This is a genomic window from Actinomadura sp. B10D3, from assembly GCF_039871695.1.
GTDB lineage: Bacteria > Actinomycetota > Actinomycetes > Streptosporangiales > Streptosporangiaceae > Spirillospora > Spirillospora madurae.
This window is the reverse complement of record NZ_JBDPLY010000013.1, coordinates 202,071-224,575: the sequence shown is the minus strand read 5'-3', so window position 1 is coordinate 224,575 and position 22,505 is coordinate 202,071. Positions and strand designations below refer to the sequence as shown.

Sequence of the window (22,505 nt, the reverse complement as noted above, 5' to 3'; positions counted from 1 at the left end):
CCGGGGGCGGTGGTGTCATGAAGGCCATCTCGTGGCGACCGACCAAGACCGTCACCCCGGCTCCCGCCGAGTCCCAACAACGCGCACCGTATCGGTGCCCGCAAGAAAGAGGGTGCCCTAGTGACCGACCGGCTGGAAGGCCGCGAGAAGGTCACCGGGACGGCGTGGTACGCGTTCGAGTATCCGGTGGAGAACGTCGCGTACGCGGCCGCCGTTCAGGCGAGTGCGGGCAAGGGCAGGGTCACGTCCGTCGACACGGAGGCCGCGCAGAGGCTGCCCGGTGTGCTCGCCGTGCTGTCCTGCGAGAACGCGCCCAAGCTCGCCGATGTCTCCGACGGTGAGCTGGCCCTCTTCCAGTCGCGGACGGTCTCCTACCGCGGCCAGTTCGTCGCGGCCGTGGTCGCCGAGACCCTCGAGACCGCCAGGGAGGCGGCACGCCTCGTCCACGTGGAGTACGCGGAGGAGGACCCGGACGTCACCCTCCGCACCGGCCATCCCGGGCTCTACAAGCCCGACAAGGTCAACCCCGTCTTCCCGGCGGACACCGAGCAGGGCGACCCCGAGGACGCCTTCAGGGACGCGGCCGTGCAGATCGACGTCACCTACACGACCCCGGCCGAGCACAACAACCCGATGGAGCCGCACACCACGATCGCCCAGTGGAACGACGACGGCACCCTCACGCTCCACGACTCGAACCAGGGGGCGTCGACCGTCCAGGCCACCATCGCCAAGATCTTCGGGCTCGACCCGGAACAGGTGCGCGTCGTGTCGCCCCACGTCGGCGGCGGGTTCGGCTCCAAGGGCCTGCCGCGGCCGAACGCCGTCCTCGCCGTCATGGCCGCTCGTGCGGCGAACCGTCCCGTGAAGTTCGCCGTCCCGCGCCAGCAGATGTTCGCCACCACCGGCTACCGGACGCCGACCATCCAGCGCGTCAGGCTCGGCGCCGACGGCGAGGGACGCCTGAACGCGATCATCCACGACGCCGTGGAGCAGACGTCCACGGTCAAGGAGTTCGCGGAGCAGACCACGACGCCGACCCGCGTCATGTACCAGGCCCCGCACCGCCGCACGACCCACCGCGTGGTCAAGCTGGACGTCCCGACGCCGTCCTGGATGCGCGCCCCGGGCGAGACGCCCGGCATGTACGCGCTCGAATCGGCGATGGACGAGCTGGCCGCCGCGGCGGGCGTCGACCCCGTCGAGCTGCGGATCCGCAACGAGCCCGACCGCGAGCCGGAGAGCGGCCTGCCGTTCAGCTCGCGCAACCTCGTCGCCTGCCTGCGGGAGGGCGCCGCCCGCTTCGGGTGGGCCGGACGCGACCCGCGGCCGGGCGTCCGGTGGGAGGGCCGCACGCTGGTCGGCACGGGCGTGGCCGCGTCCACCTATCCGGCGTACCAGCGCCCCAACCGGGCGACGGCCCGCGCCGAGCCCGACGGGACGTTCACCGTGCGGATCGCCGCCGCCGACATCGGCACCGGCGCCCGGACCGCGCTCGCCCTGATCGCCGCGGAGACGCTCAAGGCGGACCTCGGCGACGTGCGGATCGAGATCGGTGACAGCTCGCTCCCCAGGGCGTCCGTCGCCGGCGGATCCGCCGGTACGGCCGGTTGGGGGACGGCCGTCGTCCGCGCCTGCGAGGCCCTTAGAGACGAGCTCAACGGTGGGGTTGCCGGGGGGCGTGGGGGGTCGTCCCCCCACAGGGAACACGGTGGGGTTGCCGGGGGGCGTGGGGGGTCGTCCCCCCACGGGGAACATGGCGAGGTTCCACCAGAGGGGATCGAGGCGTCGGCCGACACGACCGCGGAGCTGAAGGCGCGGGACGCCTACGCCCGGCACGCGTTCGGCGCGCAGTTCGCCGAGGTGGAGGTGGACGCCGACACCGGCGAGATCCGCGTCCGCCGCATGCTCGGCGTGTTCGCCGCCGGCCGGATCATCAACCCCACGACCGCGCGCTCCCAGTTCATCGGCGGCATGACGATGGGGCTCGGCATGGCGCTGATGGAGGAGAGCGTCATGGACGCCGAGTTCGGCGACTACCTGAACCGCGACCTCGCGCAGTACCACGTCCCGGCCTGCGCCGACGTGCGCGACATCGACGCGGTGTGGGTGGAGGAGTCCGACCCGCACCTGAACCCGATGGGCTCCAAGGGCATCGGCGAGATCGGCATCGTCGGGGCCGCCGCGGCCATCGGCAACGCGGTCCACCACGCGACCGGGATCCGCGTCCGCGACCTGCCCATCACCCCGGCCCGGCTCCTGCACGACCTCCGACTCTGTGAAAAGTTCACTATCAAGGTGATCCGCGTCATGCGGATGGGTATCGATCACTCTGCTCGGGGGCGTGCTCCCTACCCGCGAGGTGATCGCCGTGTACCAGCAGGTCCTCGATCCCGTCGCCGACTCGCTCGGCTGGAGTTCACTGGTCGCCGCGCTGCCGCTGGCCGTGCTGTTCGTCCTGCTCGGCGGCGTCCGCATGCGCGCATGGCTGGCGTCCCTCATCGCCCTCGCCGTCTCGCTCGTGGTCGCCGTCTGGACGTACGGGATGCCCGCCGACCAGGCGTTCCTCGCCGCGACCGAAGGCGCCGCGTTCGGCTTCTACCCGATCCTGTGGATCGTCATCAACGCCCTCTGGGTCTACAACATGACCGTGACGACCGGGCACTTCGACGTGCTCCGCCGGTCGTTCGCGCAGGTCAGCGACGACAGCCGGCTCCAGGCCGTGCTGATCGCGTTCTCGTTCGGCGCGCTGCTGGAAGCGCTCGCCGGGTTCGGCACGCCCGTCGCGGTCACCTCGGTCATGCTGATCGCGCTGGGCTTCCAGCCGATCAAGGCCGCCGTCCTCGCCCTCACCGCCAACACCGCGCCGGTCGCGTTCGGCGCGATGGCGACGCCGATCCTCACGCTCGGCAAGGTCACCGGCGAGTCCAGCGACACGCTCGGCGCCATGGTCGGGCGGCAGACCCCCATCCTCGCCGTGTTCGTCCCGCTCGTGCTCGTGTACATCGTGGACGGGCGGCGCGGCTTCCGCGAGACCTGGCCCACCGCCCTGCTCTGCGGCGCCGCGTTCGGGGTCGCGCAGTACGTCACCGCGAACTTCATCTCGGTGCCGCTCGCCGACGTCGTGGCGTCGCTGGTCTCGGCCGCCGCGGTCGTGCTGGTCGTCCGGCTGCGGCCCTCCGCGGCGCCCACGCAGCCCGCGCCCGTCGCCGGCGGGGCCGCCGACGAGCCCACCCCCGAGTTCGCCGCCCGCGTCGAGGGCGGCGCCGATGTCTCGCAGACCAGGGACTCGCGCGCCGAGGTCGCCCGCGCCTACGCTCCCTACGCGATCATCATCGCGGTCTTCGTCGTCTGCCAGATCGACCAGGTCAAGGACCTCCTGGACAAGGCCACGCGGACGTTCTCCTGGCCCGGCCTGGACCTCGTCGGCCCGACCGGCAAGCCGCTGACCCTGCCCACCTTCAACTTCAACTACCTGACGACGCCCGGCACGCAGATGCTCGTCGCCGGGCTGATCAGCATGGCCGCCCTCGGGATCGGCTTCGGCAAGGCGCTGCGCGCCTACTGGACGACCCTCGTCCAGCTCAGGTGGGCGATCGTCACGGTGATGGCCGTGCTCGCCCTGGCGTTCGTGATGAACGCCTCCGGGCAGACGGTCACGCTCGGCACCTGGATGGCCGGGGCGGGCGCCGGGTTCGCGCTGCTGTCGCCGATCCTCGGCTGGCTCGGCACGGCCGTCACCGGGTCGGACACCTCGTCGAACTCGCTGTTCGGCGCCCTGCAGGTCACGGCCGCGAACAAGGCCGACCTGTCGACGGTGCTGATGGCCGCGACCAACAGCTCCGGCGGCGTCCTCGGCAAGATGGTGTCCCCGCAGAACCTCGCCATCGCCGCCGCCGCCGTGGGCCTGGACGGGCGCGAGGGGGACATCTTCCGCCGCGTCGTCCTCTGGAGCCTGCTGTTCCTCGCCGGCATGTGCCTGCTGTCGGGCCTGCAGTCGACCGGCGTGCTCGGCTGGATGGTGCCGTAGGGACGCGGGAGGCGGGTCTCGGGGGGCTACTGGCGGTAGTTCTCGACCTCCGCGGCGGGGCGGACCTCGGCGTCGTCGGGGTTCTGCCCCGCCGCGATGCGGGCCCGCCGCTGCCGCAGGAGGTCCCAGCACTGGTCCAGCGCGACCTCCAGCTGCCGCAGCCGCCGCTGCGCGTCGTCGTTGCTCGTCTCGGCGCGCTCGTGGGCCTGCCGGAGGGTGTGCTCCTCCTCGATGAACTCGTTGATACGTTCCAGAATCGCCTTCTCGTCCATGAAATCCGCCCGGTTGGGTTCAGAAGGTGCCGACAGGTGAGAGCCTGGCATATACGGGGCCGCGCACGGTAGCGGCGCCCCGTCGAGGGCGAGGAGCGGATGACGGTCTGGCGGATCACCGACGGCGAGGGCGGCCTCGACTCCGGAGCGCGGGCGGCGGCGCCCCGCTACGACATCGTCGAGCACGACACGGCGCTGCTGCGCATCGCGGCCGCGTCGGCGTCGACCCGGCTCCAGATGTCCGGGGAGATCGACGTCTCCAACGCCCCCGACGTCGGGCACGCCCTGCACGCGGCCCAGGCCCGCATGCCCGGTGACCTGCACGTCGATCTGACGGCCGTGGAGTTCGTGGACGTCGCCGGCCTGCGCGCCTTCACCAAGGCCGCCCGCGACCTGGACGAGCACGGCCGGCTGCTCGTCCTGCACGCGGTCTCGCCGCACATCGACCGGCTCTTCGCGATGATCGGCTGGCACACGTCCCCCGGCCTGCAGATCCACTGCCGTCCCCGGCGCTGATGGTCATCGGATCCCCATCTCGGTTCGAATTCTCCGTAAATGTCCCCGTTCGCCCCGGGAAAAGGTGAATGTCTGACTGTTTGGCCGCCAATACCCCGGTTAGGGACGCATTTACAGCTCTCCGAATTCCACAGGGGGATCTCATGGCAAGGCGTAAAGAGCGTGCCGCTCCGCCGGCGCCTGACGAGCACACCGGCCGGGGCATGGCCGGCCAGGGCACGTCAGGTCAGGGCATGTCGGGTCAGGGCATGTCAGGTCAGGGCATGTCGGGCCAGGCGGGGGGCATGGCGACTCCCGGCGCCGCCACGGCCGCACCCGGCCGGGGCGTGGACGAACCCGGCGAGCACGCGTTCTGGGAGGACCGGACCCGCATCTTCCTGCAGCCCATCGCGGCGCCGTCCATCCTCGGGCTGTTCGGGCTCGCGACGGCGACGATGATGGTCGGAGCCTGGGAGGCCGAGTGGTACGGCGGCCCCCTCACCCCGCTGATCCTGTGGCCGCTGGTGATCTTCGCCGGCATCGCCCAGATCCTGGCGGGCATGTGGGCCTACCGGGCGCGCGACGGGATCGCCACCGCGATACACGGCATGTGGGGCGCGTTCTGGACGGCCTGGGGCCTGCTGTTCGCGCTGGTGAGCGTGGGCGCCTTCCCCGCGGCCCTCGCACCGGTCCCCGGGAACCCGAGCGAGGGCTTCGCGTTCTGGTACATCGCCCTCGCGGCGATCACCGGGCTGTGCGCGCTCGCCGCGCTGGCCGAGAACCTGGTGGTGGCGCTGCTCCTCACCTGCCTGGCGGCCGCGGCGGGCTTCACCGCCGGAGGCTTCTGGGCCCCGTCGGACTGGGCATCGGACGTCGGCGGCTGGCTGTTCGTCGTCACGGCGGTCCTGGCCCTGTACGCGGCGGCCGCGATGATGATGGAGAACACCTTCGGACGGACGATCCTGCCGCTGTTCCGGGTGCGCGGCGCGGCCGAGGCCCGCGGCCGCGGAGGCGCCCGCCCGCTGCAGTACCGGCAGGGCCAGCCCGGGGTCAAGATCGGTCAGTGAACCTCGGCGTTTCGCCTTGACATTCCCGTTGCCATATCCTGGGCCGACTACGAACGTACGGCTCCGGGGGGAGCGGGAATGTCATCGGCGATCCGGCGGACGTGGCGGAGCCTCGTCCAGATCTACAACCTGCTCTGCGCGCGCGACGACGCCGCCGCGCGCGGCTTCACCGTTCCCAGCGGCGTATGGGCCTGCGAGCGCTGCCACGAGCCGCACCTCGAACTGGCCACCTACACCTACCACCTCCGCACCGACCACGCCTGACCGGCGGTCAGGTCACCGAGCGGCGGGCGACGAGCGCCGCGTGCAGCAGACGCAGGTCCCCGGGGCACGACGGGTCGAGGCCCGTGAGGGCGCTGATGCGGCGGACCCGGTAGGCCACCGTGTTCGGGTGGACGTGCAGGGCCGCACCGGTCGCCCGGCGGTCCAGGTCGCAGGCCAGGTAGTGCTCCAGGGTGCGTAGCAGGTCGGGCTTGCTGTCCAGCGGCGCCAGCAGCGCGGCGAGCGCGGGCAGGGCACCGCTCGGGCGGCTGAGCTGGTAGTCCAGCAGGACGTCGGCGAGCCGGTACAGGCCGGGCGGGCGGCCCGCGCGGCGCACCAGTTCCATGATCTCCGAGGTGCGGGTGACGGCCGCGGGGACTCCGGCGGGGCCGGTGATCTCCGCCGCCGCCGTGACGTCGATCCCGGCCGCCTTCGCCGCCGCCGCGACCAGGTCGTGCAGGACGTCCTCACCGGCGGAGAAGGGGAGCAGCGCCGTGCCGCCCGAGGCGTCCAGCGCGGTGAGGGCGGGCTCGTCGGCGACGTCGTCCAGGACGGTGCGGACGCGGCGGATCTTGCGGCGGGCCGCGATCCGGCCGCGCCGCCCCGCGGCCAGCTCGTCCGGGTGCGGGGCGAACGCGAGCGTCAGGACGGCGTAGCGGGGCGCCGGGCGGTGGCCGGTGGTGTCCCCGTCCAGGAGCGCGGTCATCAACGCGTGCCGGCCGCCGTGCTCCTGGCTGTCCAGGATCTGCCGCACCTCCAGGTAGGCCGCGCTGACGGCTGAGACCAGCAGCCGCTGGAAGTCGAGGAAGTAGCCGAGCGCCTCCTGGAAGGCGGGCAGGTCGGCCGGCTCGGCGCCGGCGGTCAGCTCGTCCCACGCCATCGCCGCGCCGATCTGGTACGCGGCGAGGATCGCGTCCAGCGGCACGCCCTCCTCGGCCCGCAGCGCCGCCGAGTCGCGCTGGCGGGCGAACTCGCCGGGCTCGGCGGGCCGGCGCCGTTCCAGCACGTCCGCGAACTGCCGCAGGCTGTGCTGGACGATCCCGGCGACGTCCCCGGCGACCTCCTCCTGCGGCAGCTCCGCGTAGACGGGCAGCTCGGCGAGCAGCCGCGCGACCACGCGGCGGGTCAGCCGCGGCGCGCGAGCCCGCAGATGGGCCGCCATCGGCCGGCCGGCCATGCACAGCGGCGGCAGGTTGTCCCGCGTCACAACGGCTCCCGGAAGAGTCTGTTTTCACGCCAATTGAACGGTGTGTCCAGATTCTGGACGATCACGGCGACATCGTCCATGACGCCGGGAGTCACCATGAAGCGTCTGTTCAACGGCATGGTCGGCGCGATCGCCCTGGCCGGGGCCGCCCTCGGCGCGGTCGCGGCGCCCGCCCAGGCGGCGACCGTGGAGTACGTCGCCCTCGGCGACTCGATGGCCTCCGGGCCGCTCATCCCCGACATCACCGGTCCGATCGGATGCGGGCGCTCCACCCGCAACTACCCGCACGAGCTGGCCGCCAAGCTCGGCGCCTCCCTCCGCGACGTCACGTGCAGCGGCGCGAAGACCACGCACATGACCGCCCCGCAGAGCACCAGCGTCGGCGGAGTCGACACCGGCACCGTCCCGCCCCAGCTCGACGCGCTCCGCCCGTCCACCACGCTGGTCACCCTCACCATCGGCGGCAACGACGTCGGCCTCGTCGGGGTCGCCGAGGACTGCATCAACCTCGACCCGACCGCCACCCCGTGCAAGGGCGAGTTCGAGGAGCAGGTCGCCCAGCGCACCCGCGACCTCGGCCCCCGGCTCGCCGCCGTCCTGGACGGCATCCGCGCCCGCTCCCCGCAGGCCCGCGTCGTCGTCACCGGCTACGGCCTCTACATCAAGAAGGACGGCTGCTGGCCCGTCCAGCCCGTCCTGCCCGTGGACGCCAACTTCCTGCAGGGCGCCGTCAACGCCATGAACGATGTCATCCGCCGGGAGACCACCGCCCATGGCGCCACCTACATCGACCTCGTCGCCCCCAGCGCCGGGCACGACGCCTGCCGGTCGGCGTCCCAGCGCTGGATCGAGGGCTACGTGCCGCTCAACGCCGCCGCCCCGCTCCACCCGAACGCCCGGGGCGAGGCCGCCTACGCGACGGTGATCGACGGCGCCCTCGACGCCTGAGCCCACCGGCCGTCCCGGTCGGGCGCCCCGGCCGGGACGGCTCTAAGCTCGACGGGCAGATGGAGGCTGACATGACCGAGATGCAGGCCAACACCGCCGCCTTCGAGCAGACGATCCGCTCGGCCCTCGCGCTCGCGGGCACGCTGGGCGAGGCCGACTGGGACCGGCCGACCGAATGCCCCGGCTGGACGGTCAAGGACCAGTTCGCCCACCTCGCCGGGGTGGAGCACGACCTCCTCGGGGATCCCGCCCCCGAGGTCGAGCTTCCCGAGTTCGAACACGTCCGCAACGACTTCGGCCGGTACCTGGAGATCGCGGTGCACGCGCGGCGCCCCGTCCCCGGGCCGGACGTGGCGGCGGAGCTGGCGGACGTCCTGGAGCGCCGCCTGGCCCAGCTGCCCGGCCAGGACCCCGACGCGATCGTCATGTGCCCGGACGGCAGGGAGGGTCCGTACTCGCGGCTCATGAAGTTCCGCGCCATGGACTGCTGGACCCACGAGCAGGACATCCGCCGCGCGGTCGGCCGCCCCGGCAACCTGGACGGCCCGGCGGCGCACTGCTTCTGGGAGCTGATGAGCCGCGGCCTGCCGCTCATCGTCGCCCGCCGCGCGAAGGCCGGCCCCGGCCGGTCCGTGCGCTTCGCGATCACCGGCCCGCCCGACTTCCGCGCCGCGGTCACGGTGGACGAGGACGGCCGCGGCCACCGGTCCGATCCCGAATCGCCCACCGCGGAGCTGGTGATGGACTGGGAGACCTACGTCCGCCTGACCGCGGGCCGCTGCGGCCCCGATGCCGTCACGGTCGAGACGAAGGGCGACGGCGACCTGGCCGCCCGCGTCCTCGCGGCCATGGCCATCACCCCCTGACCGGGCGGCCCGCAGGGGATCGGCCCCCGAGGTCCCCATTTTCTGACGCAGCGGCGCCGCACCGATCCGCCTAGTGACGACCCGTCCAATACCGGCCAGTATTGCCCTGCTCGCGCGAGGGTTCCGTCAAGATCACCGTCGTTATGATGCGGCGATCGTCGGATGGAACGTTCCCGGGGGAGTCGTTTATGACGGAGGTCCATCACTTCGCCTACGGGCCGCTGACGCCTGCGGCCGCCTATGTCATGTCGTTCGTCGGCTCGCTGCTCGGGCTGCTGTGCACGGCCCGCGCCCGAGCCTCCGCCGGCGCCTCGCGCGCCAACTGGCTGGCACTCGCGGCGCTCGCGATCGGGGGCACCGGCATCTGGGTCATGCACTTCATCGCGATGCTCGGCTTCAGCGTGGCGCACACCGAGATCCGCTACGACGTGCCGCTCACCCTGCTGAGCTGCCTCACCGCGATCGCGGTCGTCGCGGTCGGGCTGTTCCTGGTCGGCTTCGGCGGGTCGGGGGCGCCGGTGGTGATCGCCGCCGGCCTGATCACCGGAGCGGGCGTGGCGAGCATGCACTACACCGGCATGAAGGCCATGAACATGTCCGCGCAGGTGAGCTACCGGCCCGCCCTGGTCGCGCTGTCGGTGGTGATCGCGCTGGTGGCGGCCACCGTCGCGCTGTGGTTCAGCGTCCGGGTCACCGGCAAGGCGGCGACCGCCGGCGCGGCGGCGATCATGGGGATCGCGGTGTGCGGCATGCACTACACCGGCATGGCGGCCATGCGGGTCGAGGCGCACCACGGCACCGGATCGCCCTCCGGAGCGGGCGCGATCGACTTCGTGCTGCCGCTCGTGGTCGGCGTCGGCGTGGTGGCGACGGTCCTGCTGCTCATCATCGCCATGTCGCCGACCGAGGAGGACGCGCGCGCCGACGCCGCGCTCCGCGAGCGCCTGACCTCGCGCGGGCGGCCGCAGGGCGCGCCGGACGCCGGCGGGACGCGCGCCGCCGTCCCCGAGCCCCCGACCCGCACCGCCGGCGAATGGTTCGGCGGCGGCCCCGGTCACTGATCAGGCCACCGCCGCGCAGGCGTCGACGGCTCGCTGAAGCCTGCGCTCGATCTCTCGAGGGTGCCGTTCGAGCGAGGCCCTGGCGGCGGCCGTCGTCGTGACGGCGTTCCGCATGGCCTCTCCCTGCCATTCCTGCGGGGTACGGGGGGTCGCGAAAAGGCGCTCGCACAACCCGGCGATCCGGACGTACGGTGCGAGGGCCGCTGCGAGCCGTTGAGACTCCGACAGCGCGGAGCCGGTTCCGGAGGGGAGGATGTCCTCGTCCGCCGCTCTCTGGATCACCTCACGCAGATCGGTGCCCACCGGCTCGATCGCCTCCCGGAACGTGAGGAGCTTGTCCAGCGTCTCCGCCGCGGTGGTGCCCTCCTCCCGGCGCAGCTTCTCGACCGCGGCGTCGACCACTTGACGCAGATCGCGAAGGAGGACGAGCCGTGCGAGCGTTGCCACGGTGGCTTCGTCATCCGTCAGCGAGCATCGGAACTCGACACACGCCCGGGCCGTCCTGATGAGGTCGCGCGCATGGCCGCCCGACCACGCGTGGCAGAACAACGCCGCCGCCCCGGAGAAGTTGCGGGCCCGCCGCGAGATGAGCGTGCGCGACTCCTCCAGGGCGAGAGGGCTGACGGCGATGATCGTGTCGAAGGACGAGTCGAAGGCGTCCCGCACCGGTACGCCCCTCGCGGCGAAGCTGTGCAGTGCGTCGGTCGACACGGAGAGGACGAAGTGGCAGCGCGGGATATGAAACAGGTCTTTGATCCCATTGATCGCGTCGATCGCCGTCTCCGGGTCTGCCAGTTTGTCGAGTTCGTCGACGCAGATGACGACCGGCTTGTTGCTGAGCGCGACGAGACTCTCGATGAACTGCCGGAGGGCTTGGACGGACTCGGCCTGCGACAACTCGCGTTCCACACGGGTCAGCCTGTCCGCCGCCTCGACTCCGGACCGGGCGAGCCTGAACGCAGTGCTCGTGGACGCCTCCACCGTGGCGGAATAACGGAGAAAATCTATCTCCAGGCTGCACAACTCGGCGGCGGTCCGTGGCTGAGAGGTGAGCCTGGTCCTGTTCTGAATGCGGTTCCACACGTGTGCGAGCGGATAGCCGAGGACGAGTAGAAAGGTAGTGATGAGTAGCGCCTCCGTCCAGTTGAGATGCAAGGAATTCACCTGGGGGCGGTCCTTCTCGAAAATCCAGAGTGCCACGAGGACCAGGACGACGGCGAGAGCGAGAGCCGCCTTGACGATGGGAGGTATGGTCCGCGTCGTCGGGGCGGCCGTGCGATGCCGGATAAGGTTGCGCTGTGCGGAAGTGAGGCCGGTGCGCGCGAGTTCTCCGTGAATGACACGCGTGAATTCCGCCGGCGTGTACTGCACGGGAGCGCTGACGATGGCGACGGTGCAGCCGAGTGACTCGTCACGCATGAGCTGCCGCATCAGGGTGGTCTTCCCGGAACCACGGGGCCCGGCGAGCCCGACCGCGGACGCTTCGTGACCGCCGATGAAGGCCCGGAGTCGCTGATAGCTGTTCGACGAGACGGTGTCCTGGATGTTCAGCTCGACCAGCGCTGGAGCATTCGTCGTCCGCAGCACGTTGGACCAGCGGATCTCGTCGCTGTCCAGCCGGCTGATCTCCAGCCGGATCATCGCCCGCAAGGGTGGCCGCAGGGCCTCGTCGAGCTCCCTCACGGCCAGGGTCCACCGCCGGCGCAGGACCCGGAAGAGCATGCCGGACCGCACGCAGGAGAGGGCCGCCACGATGGCGGCGGCCGTGACGAACACCGCATCGCCGGGCGGGACATAAACCCTCCGCCACGTGGCGACGGCGATCCCCGCGGCGATCACGGTCACCGCCGCCCACAACGCCGGCCCCGGCGGGACCGGCCACAGCATTCGGCGGGCCGAGTTCACCTCGGCGATCTCAGCCGACAGTAGCCCGGAGAGTTCGTGTTCCTCGGCCTGGACGCGCTGCACGATAGCCGGATGCAGTTCTGCGGCGCAGTGGAGCTCAGGGTCCTGTTCCAGCAGCTCGCGGACGGTATCGCGAAGCGTGCCGGAGGGCAGATGGTCGGCCTGGCTGGTCATTCGTCCGTCTCCATGCAGAGGACTCCGTCGCGAAGAGTAAGGGTCGGGAGAAAATGGTTTCGTGTCGTATGACACAAGAACCGAACACGGGTTGTTCTGGACGGCACATATGAGCTGCCGGGCCTCGACGAAAATGAGCGGAGGACGCGTGGTGGGTACGATGTGCCGAGGATCGGCGGTGCGGCTGGGCAAACGCGCTGACAACGGAGTGAAGCCGTGTGGGCCTGCAAGTCGCGCGTCCTTTCGACCGGGGCTGTTGGGAGAATGGAGTCGGCCGTATGAGCGCGGGGTCGGCGGGACCATGGGTGGGGCTCCGCCCCTTCGGCCGGGATGACGAGAACACCTTCTTCGGGCGCGACGCCGAGATCGGCGCTGTCGCCGGTCTGTGGCGGCGCCGGCGGCTGACGCTCCTGGTCGGTGATGCCGGGGTCGGCAAGACCTCACTGCTCCATGCGGGCCTGGTCCCGTCCCTCCTGGCAGATGGATCGAACGTGCTGCCCGTGGGCGATCCGGGATACAGGCACACGTTGCCCGCCCCACTGGTCCCGACGAGGAGCCCGGCACTCTTCGCGCTGCTGGCGTCGTGGCAGCCCCATGTGCCGGCGGCCGGCATCGTCGGGTTGACGGCAGGTGAGTTCATCAGCCGGAAAGCTCGTCACGACGCGTCGGGAAGGCCGGTGCCGACGCTGGTCGCGATCGACGGCGTCGACCACATTCTGCGCGGCGACGCGGCGGAGCGACCGGTCAACCGGCGTCTGCTCATCGAATTGTCCGACGTGCTCCGCGATCGGCCGGAGGTGCATCTGCTGTTGTCCGTGCGGCCTGGCTCCGTTGCCGGGACCGCGCGGATCGTTGATGTCCTGCATTCGGGTGAGGTGGGCCGGTTCGACCTCGGTCCGCTCGGCCGGAGCGGCGCGATCGACGCATTGCGCAAGCCGGCCGTGGCCATCCACCGCGGCTTCGACGCCGGTGAGCCCGCGCGGCTCGTGGACGCACTGCGCGTGGCGGCCCCTGGCGGGGCTGCCGGTGCGGTCGACGAGTCGTCCGTGGAACCCGTTCTCCTCCAGGTCCTGTGCGTCGCGTTGTGGGAACAGCTGTCAGAACGTGCCCAGGCGGGATCGACCATCACCGCCGACGCGGTTCCCGATGTCGAGCGGGTCTTGGCCGAGCACTGCATGCGGACGCTGGACAGGCTCACGTCCGACCACAATCTGCCCACGTGCGAGATCGGCACCTGGTTGCGCAGGACGTTCGCGGCCACGCCCGGCGCCGTCGTTGCCGCAGGAGCGGACGGTCGCCCGGCGGAGATCGACGAGACCGTGCTTCGTGCGGTCGAAGACCGGCATCTCATCCGAGCCTCGGTCAGTGGCGGAGAGGAGTTTCACCGGCTCCTGCATCCCTGCCTGGCGGCTGCGCTCCGCCGGCTCGGCGAGGTCCGTGTGGACGGACCCGTCGCGGGTCCGCCGGATCTTCTGGACGCCGCCGGCACCGCCCTGAAGGACGGCAACCTGGACCTGGCCGAACGGCAGGCGCGGGCCGCCATCTCGCGGGCCGGGCAGGTGCATGACGCGCGGTCCCAGGCGCGGGGGCACGAGATTCTCGGTGAGATCGCGTACGCGCGTGCCAAGCATGACCAGGCCGTTACCGCCTATCGCGAGGCCATCAGCCTGCACGAAGCCTTGGGTGGTGGGCCCGGTGCCGGGTTCGGAGACCTCTGGGCCGCCATCGCGAGACTCCGGCTTCTGGACGGAGCTCCTGGCGACGCGGTCGGGGAGATACGCGTCGCCGGGGTCCAGGGGGCTGACAGGGACATCGTGAAACTGATCCTCGCGCAGGCGAAGTGGCACGTGGGTCGAACGTGGCAGGGCGTCGAGGAACTGAATCAGGTGCTGGCGCGACATCGGGGACACGACGAGGCGCTACGCATTCGCGGTGAAATATATGCGGATGCCGGAGACGCCGCGGCTGCGCTCGGCGACCTGGAGCCGGCGGCACGCACGGCCGGGCCCTCCGCCATGGCGGCGCGGGTACTCGCGCTCGCCATGGGCCGCGGCGACGAGGTACCGCAGGAGGAACTCGACGAACTGCTGGCCGAGGATCCCGACAATGGCCTGGTTCTGTTGAGCATCGCCAGACTGATGCACCGGCGCGGCGACCGGGACCGGACGGCACAGCTCGTTTCACGTGCTCTACGCGCGACAAATCCGCGTTTGTCCAGCTTTCATCGCGAGAAGGCCGAGGAATTGGTGTGATGAGTTCGAATTACGGGTTGTGTCCAGAATGTGTTCTGCCGGATCGGTGACCGACCGGGCCCACGCCTCAGTCGAGGTTGACGGGCTCGCTGTAGGACTGGAAACCCGCAGTCACGGTGGTATCGCGACGGGTGGGGTCGAGCAGGGTGCGCAACGCGTGCGCGAAGACGGAGTCGTCGAGTTCTTCGAGGTCATGCAACGACAGGTCGGAGACGTCGGGCAGTTCACCTGCTACCGCGACCCGCTCTCGTTCCATGTCGACTCCAATCCGTGACCACATCGATCGTTGCGGGGTCAGCATACAGGCAGGCCTGACGAACAGAGTAGCCGCGCATCCGCTCCATGGAGTCGTCATGGTCATAGCGGGAAAAAAATCTTTCCGCACGTGCGTTGTTCGTCGATCTCCTGCGCTCGAGCTTCTACGCTCAAGGTGCGGCGGGACGGGCGGCACTTTGTATTTGCATGCCGGTTCTTCAGATAAGGCATGGCCGAATTCAGGGACCTTATTGACCCGTGCCGGATCGCTCATCAGACTCAGGTCGTCGCCAGAATGCGGAGGCAGCGCTCGTGACCGGTCGGCAGGCGAATGGGGCGCGCTCCGCGCCTCCCCAAGTGTGGGGAAGGGTTCCCCAGAGGAACAAGAACTTCACCGGTCGCGAGAAACTTCTCGCGGACCTGCGGGAGGCCATCACCGACCGGGTGGCCGCCGTGCTGCCGCACGCTCTCCACGGCCTCGGCGGCGTGGGGAAGACGCAGATGGCGGTGGAGTACGCCCACCGGTTCCGCGACGACTACGACCTCGTCTGGTGGATCTCCGCCGATCAGCCGGTGCTCGTCCGGTCCGCACTTGCCGCGCTTGCGCCGCACCTGGGCTTGCCGCCGGCTACCGCGACCGGTGTCGAGGAGGCCTCCACCGCCGCACTGGACGCGCTCCGGCGTGGGGATCCCTACAGCCGCTGGCTGCTCATCTTCGACAATGCCGACGATCCAGAGGAGATCAAGGACACGATCCCGGAAGGACCGGGCGATGTGCTGATCACCTCCCGCAACCACCGCTGGAAGGGCGTCGTCGCGGCTCTTCCCGTGGACGTCTTCGCCCGCGAGGAGAGCATCGCGTTTCTCGAGCGGAGGGTGCCGAGGTCGATCGACGGGGAGGAGGCGGACCGGCTCGCCGAGGAGCTCGGCGACCTACCGCTCGCGCTCGAGCAGGCGGCCGCGCTCCAGGCCGAGACGGGCATGACCGTCGACGAGTACCTCAGGCTGCTGAAGAACCGGACCTCCCAGCTGCTCGGCGAGGGGAAGCCGACCGAATACCCGGTCTCGATGACGGCGGCCTGGGACCTCTCGGTCAGCAGCCTCAGCAGTCGCATGCCCGAGGCGGTCGAGCTCTTGCGCTGTTGCGCGTTCTTCGGCCCGGAGCCGATCCCCCGGGAGGTGTTCGGACGGCGGGTCGACGGCCTGCGGCCTGAACTCGGCGAGCTCCTCGACGACCCGATCAGGCTGAGCCGCGCCGTGGGTGAGCTCGGCCGGTACGCCCTCGCGCGCATCGACCCCGTCAGCCGGACCATCCAGGTACATCGCCTCATCCAGGCGCTGGTCCGAGATGAGCTGGACCAGGCGGAGAAGCCCCGCTTCCGTGCCGACGTCCATCGACTCCTGATCGGCCTGCGGCTCAGCAGTCCAGAGGAATCGATCAACTGGGACCGATACGGCGACTGTTTCGCGCACGTCGTGCCATCAAGAGTCCCAGAGAGCAAGGACCCTGAGGTTCGGGCCTTCGCACTGGACATGGCCCGTTACCTCTATGTCTCCAGTGCCGGATTCGCCGTCGACTACGTACAGCTCTTGATCGACCGATGGGAGCGGGATTCGGGTCCCGAGGACGTGGACGTGCTCCGGGCCTATCGTGAACTGGGAAATGTTCTGCGTCAGCTCGGTCGCTACAACGAGGTCTTCGAACTCAACCAGACGACCTTGGGAAGGATGCGCGCTGCAGGGCTGACGGAACCCGACGTGCTTCTGCTCGTCAACAGCATCGGCGCGGATCTGCGCGCGCGTGGTGACTTCGCCGCGGCTCTGCGTCATGACTCCGACTCCCTGAGGCAGCACGAGGCGGCGTTCGGCCCGGACGACCCGAGGACACTGCGCGCTATCCACAACCTGGCCTTGGACTACAGCCTCACCAGCGACTTCGTCAGGGCACGCGAGGGGCACCTGCGCGGATTCGTGGGGCAGCGGGACGCGCCCGGCGACGTGGGGGCGGCGTTCATCGTGGCCGGATGGAACAGCCTCGCACGTGCCGTACGGCTGGGCGGGGACTACGCAGAGGCCTGCGATCTGGGCCAGGACGCGCTCGCATACGGGGTGGATTACCTCGGCGTCGAGCATCCGGTGACGCTGCACACGGCCAAGGACCTCTCCATCGCGCTCCGGAGGACCGGGGAGGTGACCCAAGCGCTGGAGATGTGCGTCGACGTGCACGCCCGCTACGTCCGGCGGTACGGCTTGAACCATCCCGACACGCTGGCTGCGGCCATGTCACTGGCGAACGTGCAGCGCAACAGCGGCCAAGAAGAGAAGGGGCTGGAACTCGCCGCCGACACGGTCAAGCGGTACCCGCGCATCTACGGCCCCAATCACCCGTACCTGCACGCCTGCACCGGCAACCTGGCCGTCCTCCATCGGGTCTGCGGCGATCCCGCCACCGCGAGGAACCTGAACGAAGAGACGATGCGGCATCTGGCGGAGCTGGTCGGGCCCGACCACCACTATTGTCTGACGGTCGCCACCAACCTGGCCAGCGACATGGCCGCTCTCGGGGACTTCGACGGGGCGGTGCGGCTCGGCCGCGGCACCTACGAGCGGGTCAGGAACGTCTTGGGCGTCGACCATCCGATGACGTTGGCGTGCGTGGGCAACCTCGCCACCGACCTCGGGCGGCTGGGAACGGACGAGGCGCGCGAGGAGGCCGATCGGCTCCGCGAGGACACTACCGAGCGATACGCACGGAAGCTGACGCTCGACCATCCCGACTCCTTGGTCTTCTTGGACGGCCGTCATCTCGACTGCGACTTCGACCCGCCGCCGATCTAGGTCGGCCGGGCGTCGGTCGTCAACCCGTTCATCGCGGACGATGCGGGGGAGGCGGCGGCCCCGTCGCCATGGTCGAGACGCCAGCGTGACAGATGCCGCTCGGCGGCGAGCCCGGCCCTCCGTCGGGCCAGGTCAGGGACCGTCTCGGCCTTCATGGCGGCCACGGTACGCTCCATCGTCGCGGAGAACAGCTCGCCGGCGGGAGTGAGCCGCCCGCTCCGGCGCAGCACCTGAATCGCCGCCGCGGTGGCGTCGCGCCAGTGGGCGAACTCGACGTGCGCCCGCAGTGTGAGCTCGGCGGGGTGGCCCACGGTGCGTTCGTTCATCCAGAAGGCGGCGATCGCCATGTGGGCGTACGCGCCGTGCAGAAGTCCGTCGAGAGGGCGCGGATCTTCACGCCACGGTGCGTAGTAGCGGGATCCGTCGTCCTCCTCGGTGAGACGCACGATGTCCGTGATCGCACTGAGCTTGGCGTGCTGGACCTCGTGGGCGAGGGTGACGGCGAACGAGTGCGGGTCGGGCTGCGCCGACATGCCGATGTTCCCGAAGGCGAGCTTCGAGGTCCCGCTCGACGTGCCGCGCTCCGGCGCGACCATCGGAGTGAGCACCTGAACCACGGCGCGTACCTCTGCGGCCACCACAGGATGCCGGCGGACCAGCACGGTCCAGGCGGGCTGCAGGTGAGCCGCCCATGCGTCCAGCTCTGCGGCGGTCAGCCGCCGTTCGGTGCGTGCGGCGTCCGGCATGCGGTGGGGGTCTTGGTCGTCGACGACGAGATCGAGCCGCGACCCGCGGTGCTCGGCGCTCAGCCGCCGCAACCCTTGCCAGCCGGGGCCATCGGCACCCGGGTCGGCGGGCACCGTGACCCGGTGCCGCCCGGCCACGATCTCGGCTTCACCCGCGCCGGAGCGGACGATGGCGAAGCCGCTCTCGCCGGGTGTCCTGGCCCGGCCCAGCGAGGGCAGCGTCACGCCCTCCGGGCCGATCGGAACCTCGATGGTCGCCCGCCGTCCCGACCCGATCGCGGCGGCCGCCGCCACCCCCGCCAGTTCGGCCGGCTCGGCCGGGCCACCGGGCGGCATGCTTCCCGCCAGCGTGTCCATGGCGCGCATCGCCCACGAGGCGACGGTCGGGTAGCGCATCACCGCCTCGCCGGCCGCCGGGTCGTCGCGGTGGACGTCGGCGAGCAGCGTGTAAGCATGCCGCACCCGGTCGGCGTCCTTGTGGGCTGTCTGCCGGGCCAGCCGGACCACCCCCTGCAGCGCCACCATCCGTTTGCTGTGCTGGCCGGCGTGCAGGTGCTCGATCGCGGCGGCGTCTCCGCCCCCTGCGGCCAGAAGCGAGAACGTTCCTCCGGGTAGGTGGTGCAGCCCGACCCTCATGTCCGGTCGTCGCCTTTCTCGAGCGCGTGCCCTGGAAGCGCACGAAGATCGTTCGCGGCCCGCTTGCGCTTCAGCATGTCCGCCACGTCGCCGGCCAGCGTGAGCCGGATGTGATCGATGAGACGGTAGAGATCGCGGCAGTAGACGCTCGGGTTCGCGAACCCCGTGCCCGAACGGTAGCGGTGCGGATAGAGCCCCGCACCGCAGACGCGCCGAAGATCGCAGGACGTGCACGGGGGCGCCAGCGCGCGTGCGCCGATCTGCCGCGCCGCGATCGGCGGCAGCAGCAGGGCGGCGTCGAAGGAGTCCCTGCTCACATGAAGGGAGGTCGCGGTGGCGCCGTCGTACGCGGATTTGAGGCTGTCGACCTGCTCGATGCCACCGTCGGTTTCGACCACGGCCGTCGCCACCGCCGAGAGCCCGACCGACTCGCTCCGCGACGGCTGGCCGAGCAGCAACCGGATGATCTCGGTGAACAGCCGGATCTGCGTCTCCTGCACCGGCGCCCGGTACCAGCGGTCGAAGACCTGGATGAGCCAGTCCGCGTAGGGGGTCTCTTCGCTGTCGGGCTTGCGTCCGGGTGGCGGCGTGTCCCAGGTGCCGTGTGGGAGGAGGAGGTCCATTGCAGGCGGTCTGTGGGCGAGCAGCGACTCGTACGTCCGGACCGGTGCGTTCTGAACATCGATCGCGCACAGGATGCCGCTGAACAGATGCCGGTACCGGGGCTCGTTGAGCCGGGCGAGCCCGGCGAGGACTCGCTCATGACTGCTCTGGCCGTTCGGACTCAGGCGATGGCGGTCGTTCGCCTCTCGGTCGCCGTCCAAGCTGACACTGACGAACACGCCCAGTTCGTCGAACAGCTCCAGGAACACCGGATCGAGGAGGATGCCGTTGGTCTGGACCCTGACGTCAGTGGTGACGTCCGAGGGGACGGCAGACCGGATCGTGGTCACGGCGTACCGGACGTGGTCGGCGCCCGCGAGCAGCGGTTCCCCGCCGTGCAGGATCAGCTCCACCCGCTTCAGCCCGTTGTCCGAGACGTGCTCGGCGATCCTCGCCGCGACCGCGTCGATCGTCGGCCGCGCCATCCGGCGCGGCTGCCGCAGCCACCCCTGGTCGGCCATCTCGTACATGTAGCAGTAGGAGCAGGCCAGATTGCATCTGCTGTGAATCTTGAGGACGAACTGGCGGAAGGGCGTCGGTCGCCAGCCCTGCTCGAGAAGCTCCTCCACATCAAGGTTCAGCGGCCACTCGGGCTCTCCCGCTGGCTCCTTGAAACGGACATCCAGCTCCATCTCCCCGTTCCCCCGGGCTAGAGAGAGCGTGGTATCGGTGCGGATTCCCGACCGGCCAGTGCTCACAGTGGATCGGCGACTCTACCCTCCGCGCCCCTCACTCTGAGCGAGCCATCCCCTTGTTGTTACGTGGCCCTGACCCAAACCGGTCAGTGGCCAGGGTCGTGAACGGGCAGGCGAGGAGGGCCGGGGGCCGCGCGGGCTCCCGGAGTCCGGCCTCGTGAGTAGGAACACGTTCTATTGCGGTGGGCGGCCCGACCTGGGGCGGCGTGGTGGGCGCTGGATCTCCGGTTGACCTGGCCTTACGGCAGCCCTTCCGTCTAGACCAAGCGATTGCTACATTCCTGGTAACAAGAATTCATTTCAGTCATGTTCCAGGAGGTGCGATGACCGAGGCCCTGACGCCGGAGGCAGCGACGCCGGAGACCATGACGTCCGGGCCGGCGCGCCGCGAGTCGCCGCCGTCGATGATCGAGCGGATGACGCTGATCCTCGACGCGTTCAACGGCCCGACGGCGCGGCTGACCCTGGAGGACGTGGCCCGCCGCACCCGGCTGCCGCGCTCGACCGCGCACCGGATCCTGGACCAGCTGGTGAAGCAGCGCTGGCTCGCGCACCACTCGTTCGGCTACGGGCTCGGCCAGCGGGCCCTCGGCCTCGGCGGGCAGGACGGCGGCCACGGCAAGATCCGCGAGGCCGCCGCGCCGCTGCTGCACGAGCTGCAGGTCACCACCGGCCTCGTGGCGCACCTCGCCGTCCTGGACGGCGCCGAGGTGTTCTACCTGGACAAGCTCGGCGGGCGGCTCGCCGCGTCCGTCCCGTCGCGGGTCGGCGGGCGCGCCCCCGCGCACTGCACGGCGCTCGGCAAGGCGATGCTGGCCTGGCTGGAGCCCGAGCGGGTGGACGCGCTGCTGTCCGCCGGGATCAGCCGGTTCACCAGCCGCACCATCGGCGAGCTGGGCACGCTCCACCAGGAGCTGCACCGGGTCCGGCAGCGCCGCGGCCTGGCGTTCGAGCGCGGCGAGTCCTATCCGGGCATCGCCTGCGTGGCCGCGGCCGTCCGGGGCGCGGAGGGGCCGGTCGCGGGGATCTCGCTGGCCGGCGACATCCGCGCGCCGCTGGAGAACGTGGCGCCGCTGGTGGTGACCGCCGCGCGGGAGGCGTCCCAGATCCTGTTCCCCGGCTCGGCGCCGGGCGCCCGCGGCCGGCGCGGCGGCCCCCCGGCCCGCTCCTCGGCCGGTGAAGGGGCGTCCTGGTCGCCGGAGACGATGAACCGGCTGCTCGCCGTGGACGGCCGGGGCGACTGGATGTGACGGGCGACCGGGTGTGACGTCAGCCCCAGCCCCACCGGTCGCCGATGCCCCAGGGGTCGGGGGCGATGGGCGCGTCCGGCTCGCCGACGCCGAACCTGCTGCGGAAGAACACCATCGGCCGCCGCCAGACGCCGTCCACCACCTCGTGCCGCTCCACCGCGAGCACCCGGCCGATCACCACCTCGTGGTCGCCGGCCTCGTGGACGTCGTGCACCACGGCGTGCACGGCGAGCAGCACGTCCGGCAGCGTCGGGGCGCCCCACCGCGACACCTCCCAGTCCAGCCCCTCGAACCTGGCGCCGCGGCTCGATCCGAAGCGCTCGCACAGGTCGCGCTGCTCCTCGGCGAGCACGTTCACGCAGAACCGCCCCGCCGACCGGATCCGCGGCCACGACCGGCCGCGCTTGTCGGCGCAGAACAGGATCAGCGGCGGTTCGAGCGACACCGACGCGAACGACTGGCAGGCGAAGCCGACCGGTTCGCCGCCGTCGATCGCGGTGACCACGGTGACGCCGGTGGCGAACTCCGCCATGGCCTTCCGGAAGTCCACCGGCTCCGGCGCGGCCGTGGCGGCCTCGGGGGCGGACGTGAGCGCTGGCTCGGCTGGCATCTGGTCACCTCGGGGCTGCGAACGGTTAGGGCGTCGTATCAAATATGCGGCATGTCCAATAGGCGGGGCGAGCGCGGGGCCGGTCGGGAGCGGCCGGTGCGCCCTGAACGTAGGCCTGTGCTGCGCCGGTCACTTGCGCGCGTCCCGTTGAGTGGACGCGGGTGCCGCGGCGGTCCCCGGGGCCGCGCCGCACGTCCCGCTGATCGGGATCCGTCGCGTGACCGTGCCGCCTCGCCGATTACGTTCCGGACAAGCCACCGTCGAAGGACTGGGA

17 protein-coding genes and 1 pseudogene are annotated in these 22,505 nt (G+C 70.9%); 11 read left to right on the top strand and 7 right to left on the bottom strand.

Annotation, left to right across the window (positions count from 1 at the left end):
* Positions 1-90 precede the first annotated feature (90 nt).
* Both ABGB11_RS21330 and ABGB11_RS21325 read left to right on the top strand, forming a co-directional pair.
* A pseudogene (locus ABGB11_RS21330) lies at positions 91-2,262 on the top strand (xanthine dehydrogenase family protein molybdopterin-binding subunit); the annotation flags it as partial.
* 82 nt (positions 2,263-2,344) lie between these two features.
* A complete protein-coding gene (locus ABGB11_RS21325) occupies positions 2,345-4,030 on the top strand; it encodes an L-lactate permease (RefSeq protein WP_347635410.1) in 1,686 nt (561 codons plus the stop codon).
* A gap of 26 nt (positions 4,031-4,056) precedes the next feature.
* Here ABGB11_RS21325 and ABGB11_RS21320 read toward each other — a convergent pair whose 3' ends face one another.
* Complete coding sequence (locus tag ABGB11_RS21320; protein ID WP_347635408.1) at positions 4,057-4,302, bottom strand: DUF2630 family protein; 246 nt, start codon at positions 4,300-4,302, stop codon at positions 4,057-4,059.
* Between the two features lie 99 nt (positions 4,303-4,401).
* Here ABGB11_RS21320 and ABGB11_RS21315 point away from each other — a divergent pair, with 99 nt between their 5' ends.
* The 3 genes from ABGB11_RS21315 (at position 4,402) to ABGB11_RS21305 (ending at position 6,128) form a co-directional block, all read left to right on the top strand.
* On the top strand, positions 4,402-4,818 hold the full coding sequence (locus tag ABGB11_RS21315) for an STAS domain-containing protein (protein ID WP_347635406.1): 417 nt from the start codon (positions 4,402-4,404) through the stop codon (positions 4,816-4,818).
* A gap of 284 nt (positions 4,819-5,102) precedes the next feature.
* A complete protein-coding gene (locus ABGB11_RS21310; protein WP_347635404.1) occupies positions 5,103-5,864 on the top strand; it encodes a GPR1/FUN34/YaaH family transporter in 762 nt (253 codons plus the stop codon).
* A gap of 78 nt (positions 5,865-5,942) precedes the next feature.
* A complete protein-coding gene (locus ABGB11_RS21305; protein ID WP_347635402.1) occupies positions 5,943-6,128 on the top strand; it encodes a hypothetical protein in 186 nt (61 codons plus the stop codon).
* Between the two features lie 7 nt (positions 6,129-6,135).
* On the opposite strand, the gene ABGB11_RS21300 is transcribed toward ABGB11_RS21305, so the two are convergent.
* The gene (locus tag ABGB11_RS21300; RefSeq protein ID WP_347635401.1) at positions 6,136-7,332 is read right to left on the bottom strand and encodes a helix-turn-helix domain-containing protein; all 1,197 of its coding nucleotides are present in this window, start codon (positions 7,330-7,332) and stop codon (positions 6,136-6,138) included.
* Between the two features lie 96 nt (positions 7,333-7,428).
* Between ABGB11_RS21300 and ABGB11_RS21295 the strand changes: the two genes are divergently transcribed.
* From ABGB11_RS21295 to ABGB11_RS21285, 3 genes are all read left to right on the top strand, one after another.
* Positions 7,429-8,280: an SGNH/GDSL hydrolase family protein gene (locus tag ABGB11_RS21295; protein ID WP_347635399.1), complete on the top strand. Its 852-nt coding sequence runs from the start codon at positions 7,429-7,431 to the stop codon at positions 8,278-8,280.
* A gap of 71 nt (positions 8,281-8,351) precedes the next feature.
* Entirely contained in the window at positions 8,352-9,146 is a 795-nt protein-coding gene (locus tag ABGB11_RS21290) for a maleylpyruvate isomerase family mycothiol-dependent enzyme (RefSeq protein ID WP_347635397.1), read from the top strand.
* A gap of 188 nt (positions 9,147-9,334) precedes the next feature.
* On the top strand, positions 9,335-10,207 hold the full coding sequence (locus tag ABGB11_RS21285; protein ID WP_347635395.1) for an MHYT domain-containing protein: 873 nt from the start codon (positions 9,335-9,337) through the stop codon (positions 10,205-10,207).
* Here ABGB11_RS21285 and ABGB11_RS21280 read toward each other — a convergent pair whose 3' ends face one another.
* A complete protein-coding gene (locus ABGB11_RS21280; protein ID WP_347635393.1) occupies positions 10,208-12,286 on the bottom strand; it encodes a P-loop NTPase fold protein in 2,079 nt (692 codons plus the stop codon).
* Between the two features lie 278 nt (positions 12,287-12,564).
* Between ABGB11_RS21280 and ABGB11_RS21275 the strand changes: the two genes are divergently transcribed.
* Complete coding sequence (locus ABGB11_RS21275) at positions 12,565-14,538, top strand: hypothetical protein (protein WP_347635391.1); 1,974 nt, start codon at positions 12,565-12,567, stop codon at positions 14,536-14,538.
* A 67-nt stretch (positions 14,539-14,605) separates the two neighbouring features.
* Here ABGB11_RS21275 and fxsA read toward each other — a convergent pair whose 3' ends face one another.
* The gene (fxsA, locus tag ABGB11_RS21270) at positions 14,606-14,794 is read right to left on the bottom strand and encodes an FxSxx-COOH cyclophane-containing RiPP peptide (protein WP_347635389.1); all 189 of its coding nucleotides are present in this window, start codon (positions 14,792-14,794) and stop codon (positions 14,606-14,608) included.
* Positions 14,795-15,051: 257 nt separating this feature from the next.
* Between fxsA and fxsT the strand changes: the two genes are divergently transcribed.
* Positions 15,052-17,631 carry an FxSxx-COOH system tetratricopeptide repeat protein gene (gene fxsT, locus ABGB11_RS21265; protein WP_347635387.1) on the top strand — a complete coding sequence of 860 codons (2,580 nt, stop codon included), beginning with the start codon at positions 15,052-15,054 and terminating at the stop codon, positions 17,629-17,631.
* Here the strand turns inward: fxsT and ABGB11_RS21260 are convergent.
* Both ABGB11_RS21260 and ABGB11_RS21255 read right to left on the bottom strand, forming a co-directional pair.
* Positions 17,628-19,013, bottom strand: a complete 1,386-nt coding sequence (locus ABGB11_RS21260) for an HEXXH motif domain-containing protein (protein ID WP_347635385.1) — start codon at positions 19,011-19,013, stop codon at positions 17,628-17,630. The two genes, fxsT and ABGB11_RS21260, sit on opposite strands and share 4 nt — an antisense overlap.
* A complete protein-coding gene (locus tag ABGB11_RS21255; RefSeq protein WP_347635383.1) occupies positions 19,010-20,308 on the bottom strand; it encodes an FxsB family cyclophane-forming radical SAM/SPASM peptide maturase in 1,299 nt (432 codons plus the stop codon). The genes ABGB11_RS21260 and ABGB11_RS21255 overlap by 4 nt, the downstream gene beginning before the upstream one ends.
* Positions 20,309-20,694: 386 nt before the next feature.
* On the opposite strand from ABGB11_RS21255, the gene ABGB11_RS21250 reads away from it, so the two are divergent.
* Entirely contained in the window at positions 20,695-21,621 is a 927-nt protein-coding gene (locus ABGB11_RS21250) for an IclR family transcriptional regulator (RefSeq protein ID WP_347635381.1), read from the top strand.
* Between the two features lie 19 nt (positions 21,622-21,640).
* Here ABGB11_RS21250 and ABGB11_RS21245 read toward each other — a convergent pair whose 3' ends face one another.
* Positions 21,641-22,231: a flavin reductase family protein gene (locus tag ABGB11_RS21245; protein WP_347635379.1), complete on the bottom strand. Its 591-nt coding sequence runs from the start codon at positions 22,229-22,231 to the stop codon at positions 21,641-21,643.
* Between the last annotated feature and the right edge of the window lie 274 nt (positions 22,232-22,505).

Excerpts from the sequence above, each read along its gene's own strand:
- ABGB11_RS21285 (WP_347635395.1), top strand. The coding sequence starts at position 9,335 with ATGACGGAGGTCCATCACTTCGCCTACGGGCCGCTGACGCCTGCGGCC.
- ABGB11_RS21315 (WP_347635406.1), top strand. The coding sequence starts at position 4,402 with ATGACGGTCTGGCGGATCACCGACGGCGAGGGCGGCCTCGACTCCGGA.
- ABGB11_RS21290 (WP_347635397.1), top strand. The coding sequence starts at position 8,352 with ATGACCGAGATGCAGGCCAACACCGCCGCCTTCGAGCAGACGATCCGC.
- ABGB11_RS21260 (WP_347635385.1), bottom strand. The coding sequence starts at position 19,013 with ATGAGGGTCGGGCTGCACCACCTACCCGGAGGAACGTTCTCGCTTCTG.
- ABGB11_RS21320 (WP_347635408.1), bottom strand. The coding sequence starts at position 4,302 with ATGGACGAGAAGGCGATTCTGGAACGTATCAACGAGTTCATCGAGGAG.
- ABGB11_RS21245 (WP_347635379.1), bottom strand. The coding sequence starts at position 22,231 with ATGCCAGCCGAGCCAGCGCTCACGTCCGCCCCCGAGGCCGCCACGGCC.
- ABGB11_RS21275 (WP_347635391.1), top strand. The coding sequence starts at position 12,565 with ATGAGCGCGGGGTCGGCGGGACCATGGGTGGGGCTCCGCCCCTTCGGC.
- ABGB11_RS21250 (WP_347635381.1), top strand. The coding sequence starts at position 20,695 with ATGACCGAGGCCCTGACGCCGGAGGCAGCGACGCCGGAGACCATGACG.
- ABGB11_RS21255 (WP_347635383.1), bottom strand. The coding sequence starts at position 20,308 with ATGGAGCTGGATGTCCGTTTCAAGGAGCCAGCGGGAGAGCCCGAGTGG.
- ABGB11_RS21305 (WP_347635402.1), top strand. The coding sequence starts at position 5,943 with ATGTCATCGGCGATCCGGCGGACGTGGCGGAGCCTCGTCCAGATCTAC.
- ABGB11_RS21295 (WP_347635399.1), top strand. The coding sequence starts at position 7,429 with ATGAAGCGTCTGTTCAACGGCATGGTCGGCGCGATCGCCCTGGCCGGG.
- ABGB11_RS21280 (WP_347635393.1), bottom strand. The coding sequence starts at position 12,286 with ATGACCAGCCAGGCCGACCATCTGCCCTCCGGCACGCTTCGCGATACC.
- fxsA (WP_347635389.1), bottom strand. The coding sequence starts at position 14,794 with ATGGAACGAGAGCGGGTCGCGGTAGCAGGTGAACTGCCCGACGTCTCC.
- ABGB11_RS21310 (WP_347635404.1), top strand. The coding sequence starts at position 5,103 with ATGGCGACTCCCGGCGCCGCCACGGCCGCACCCGGCCGGGGCGTGGAC.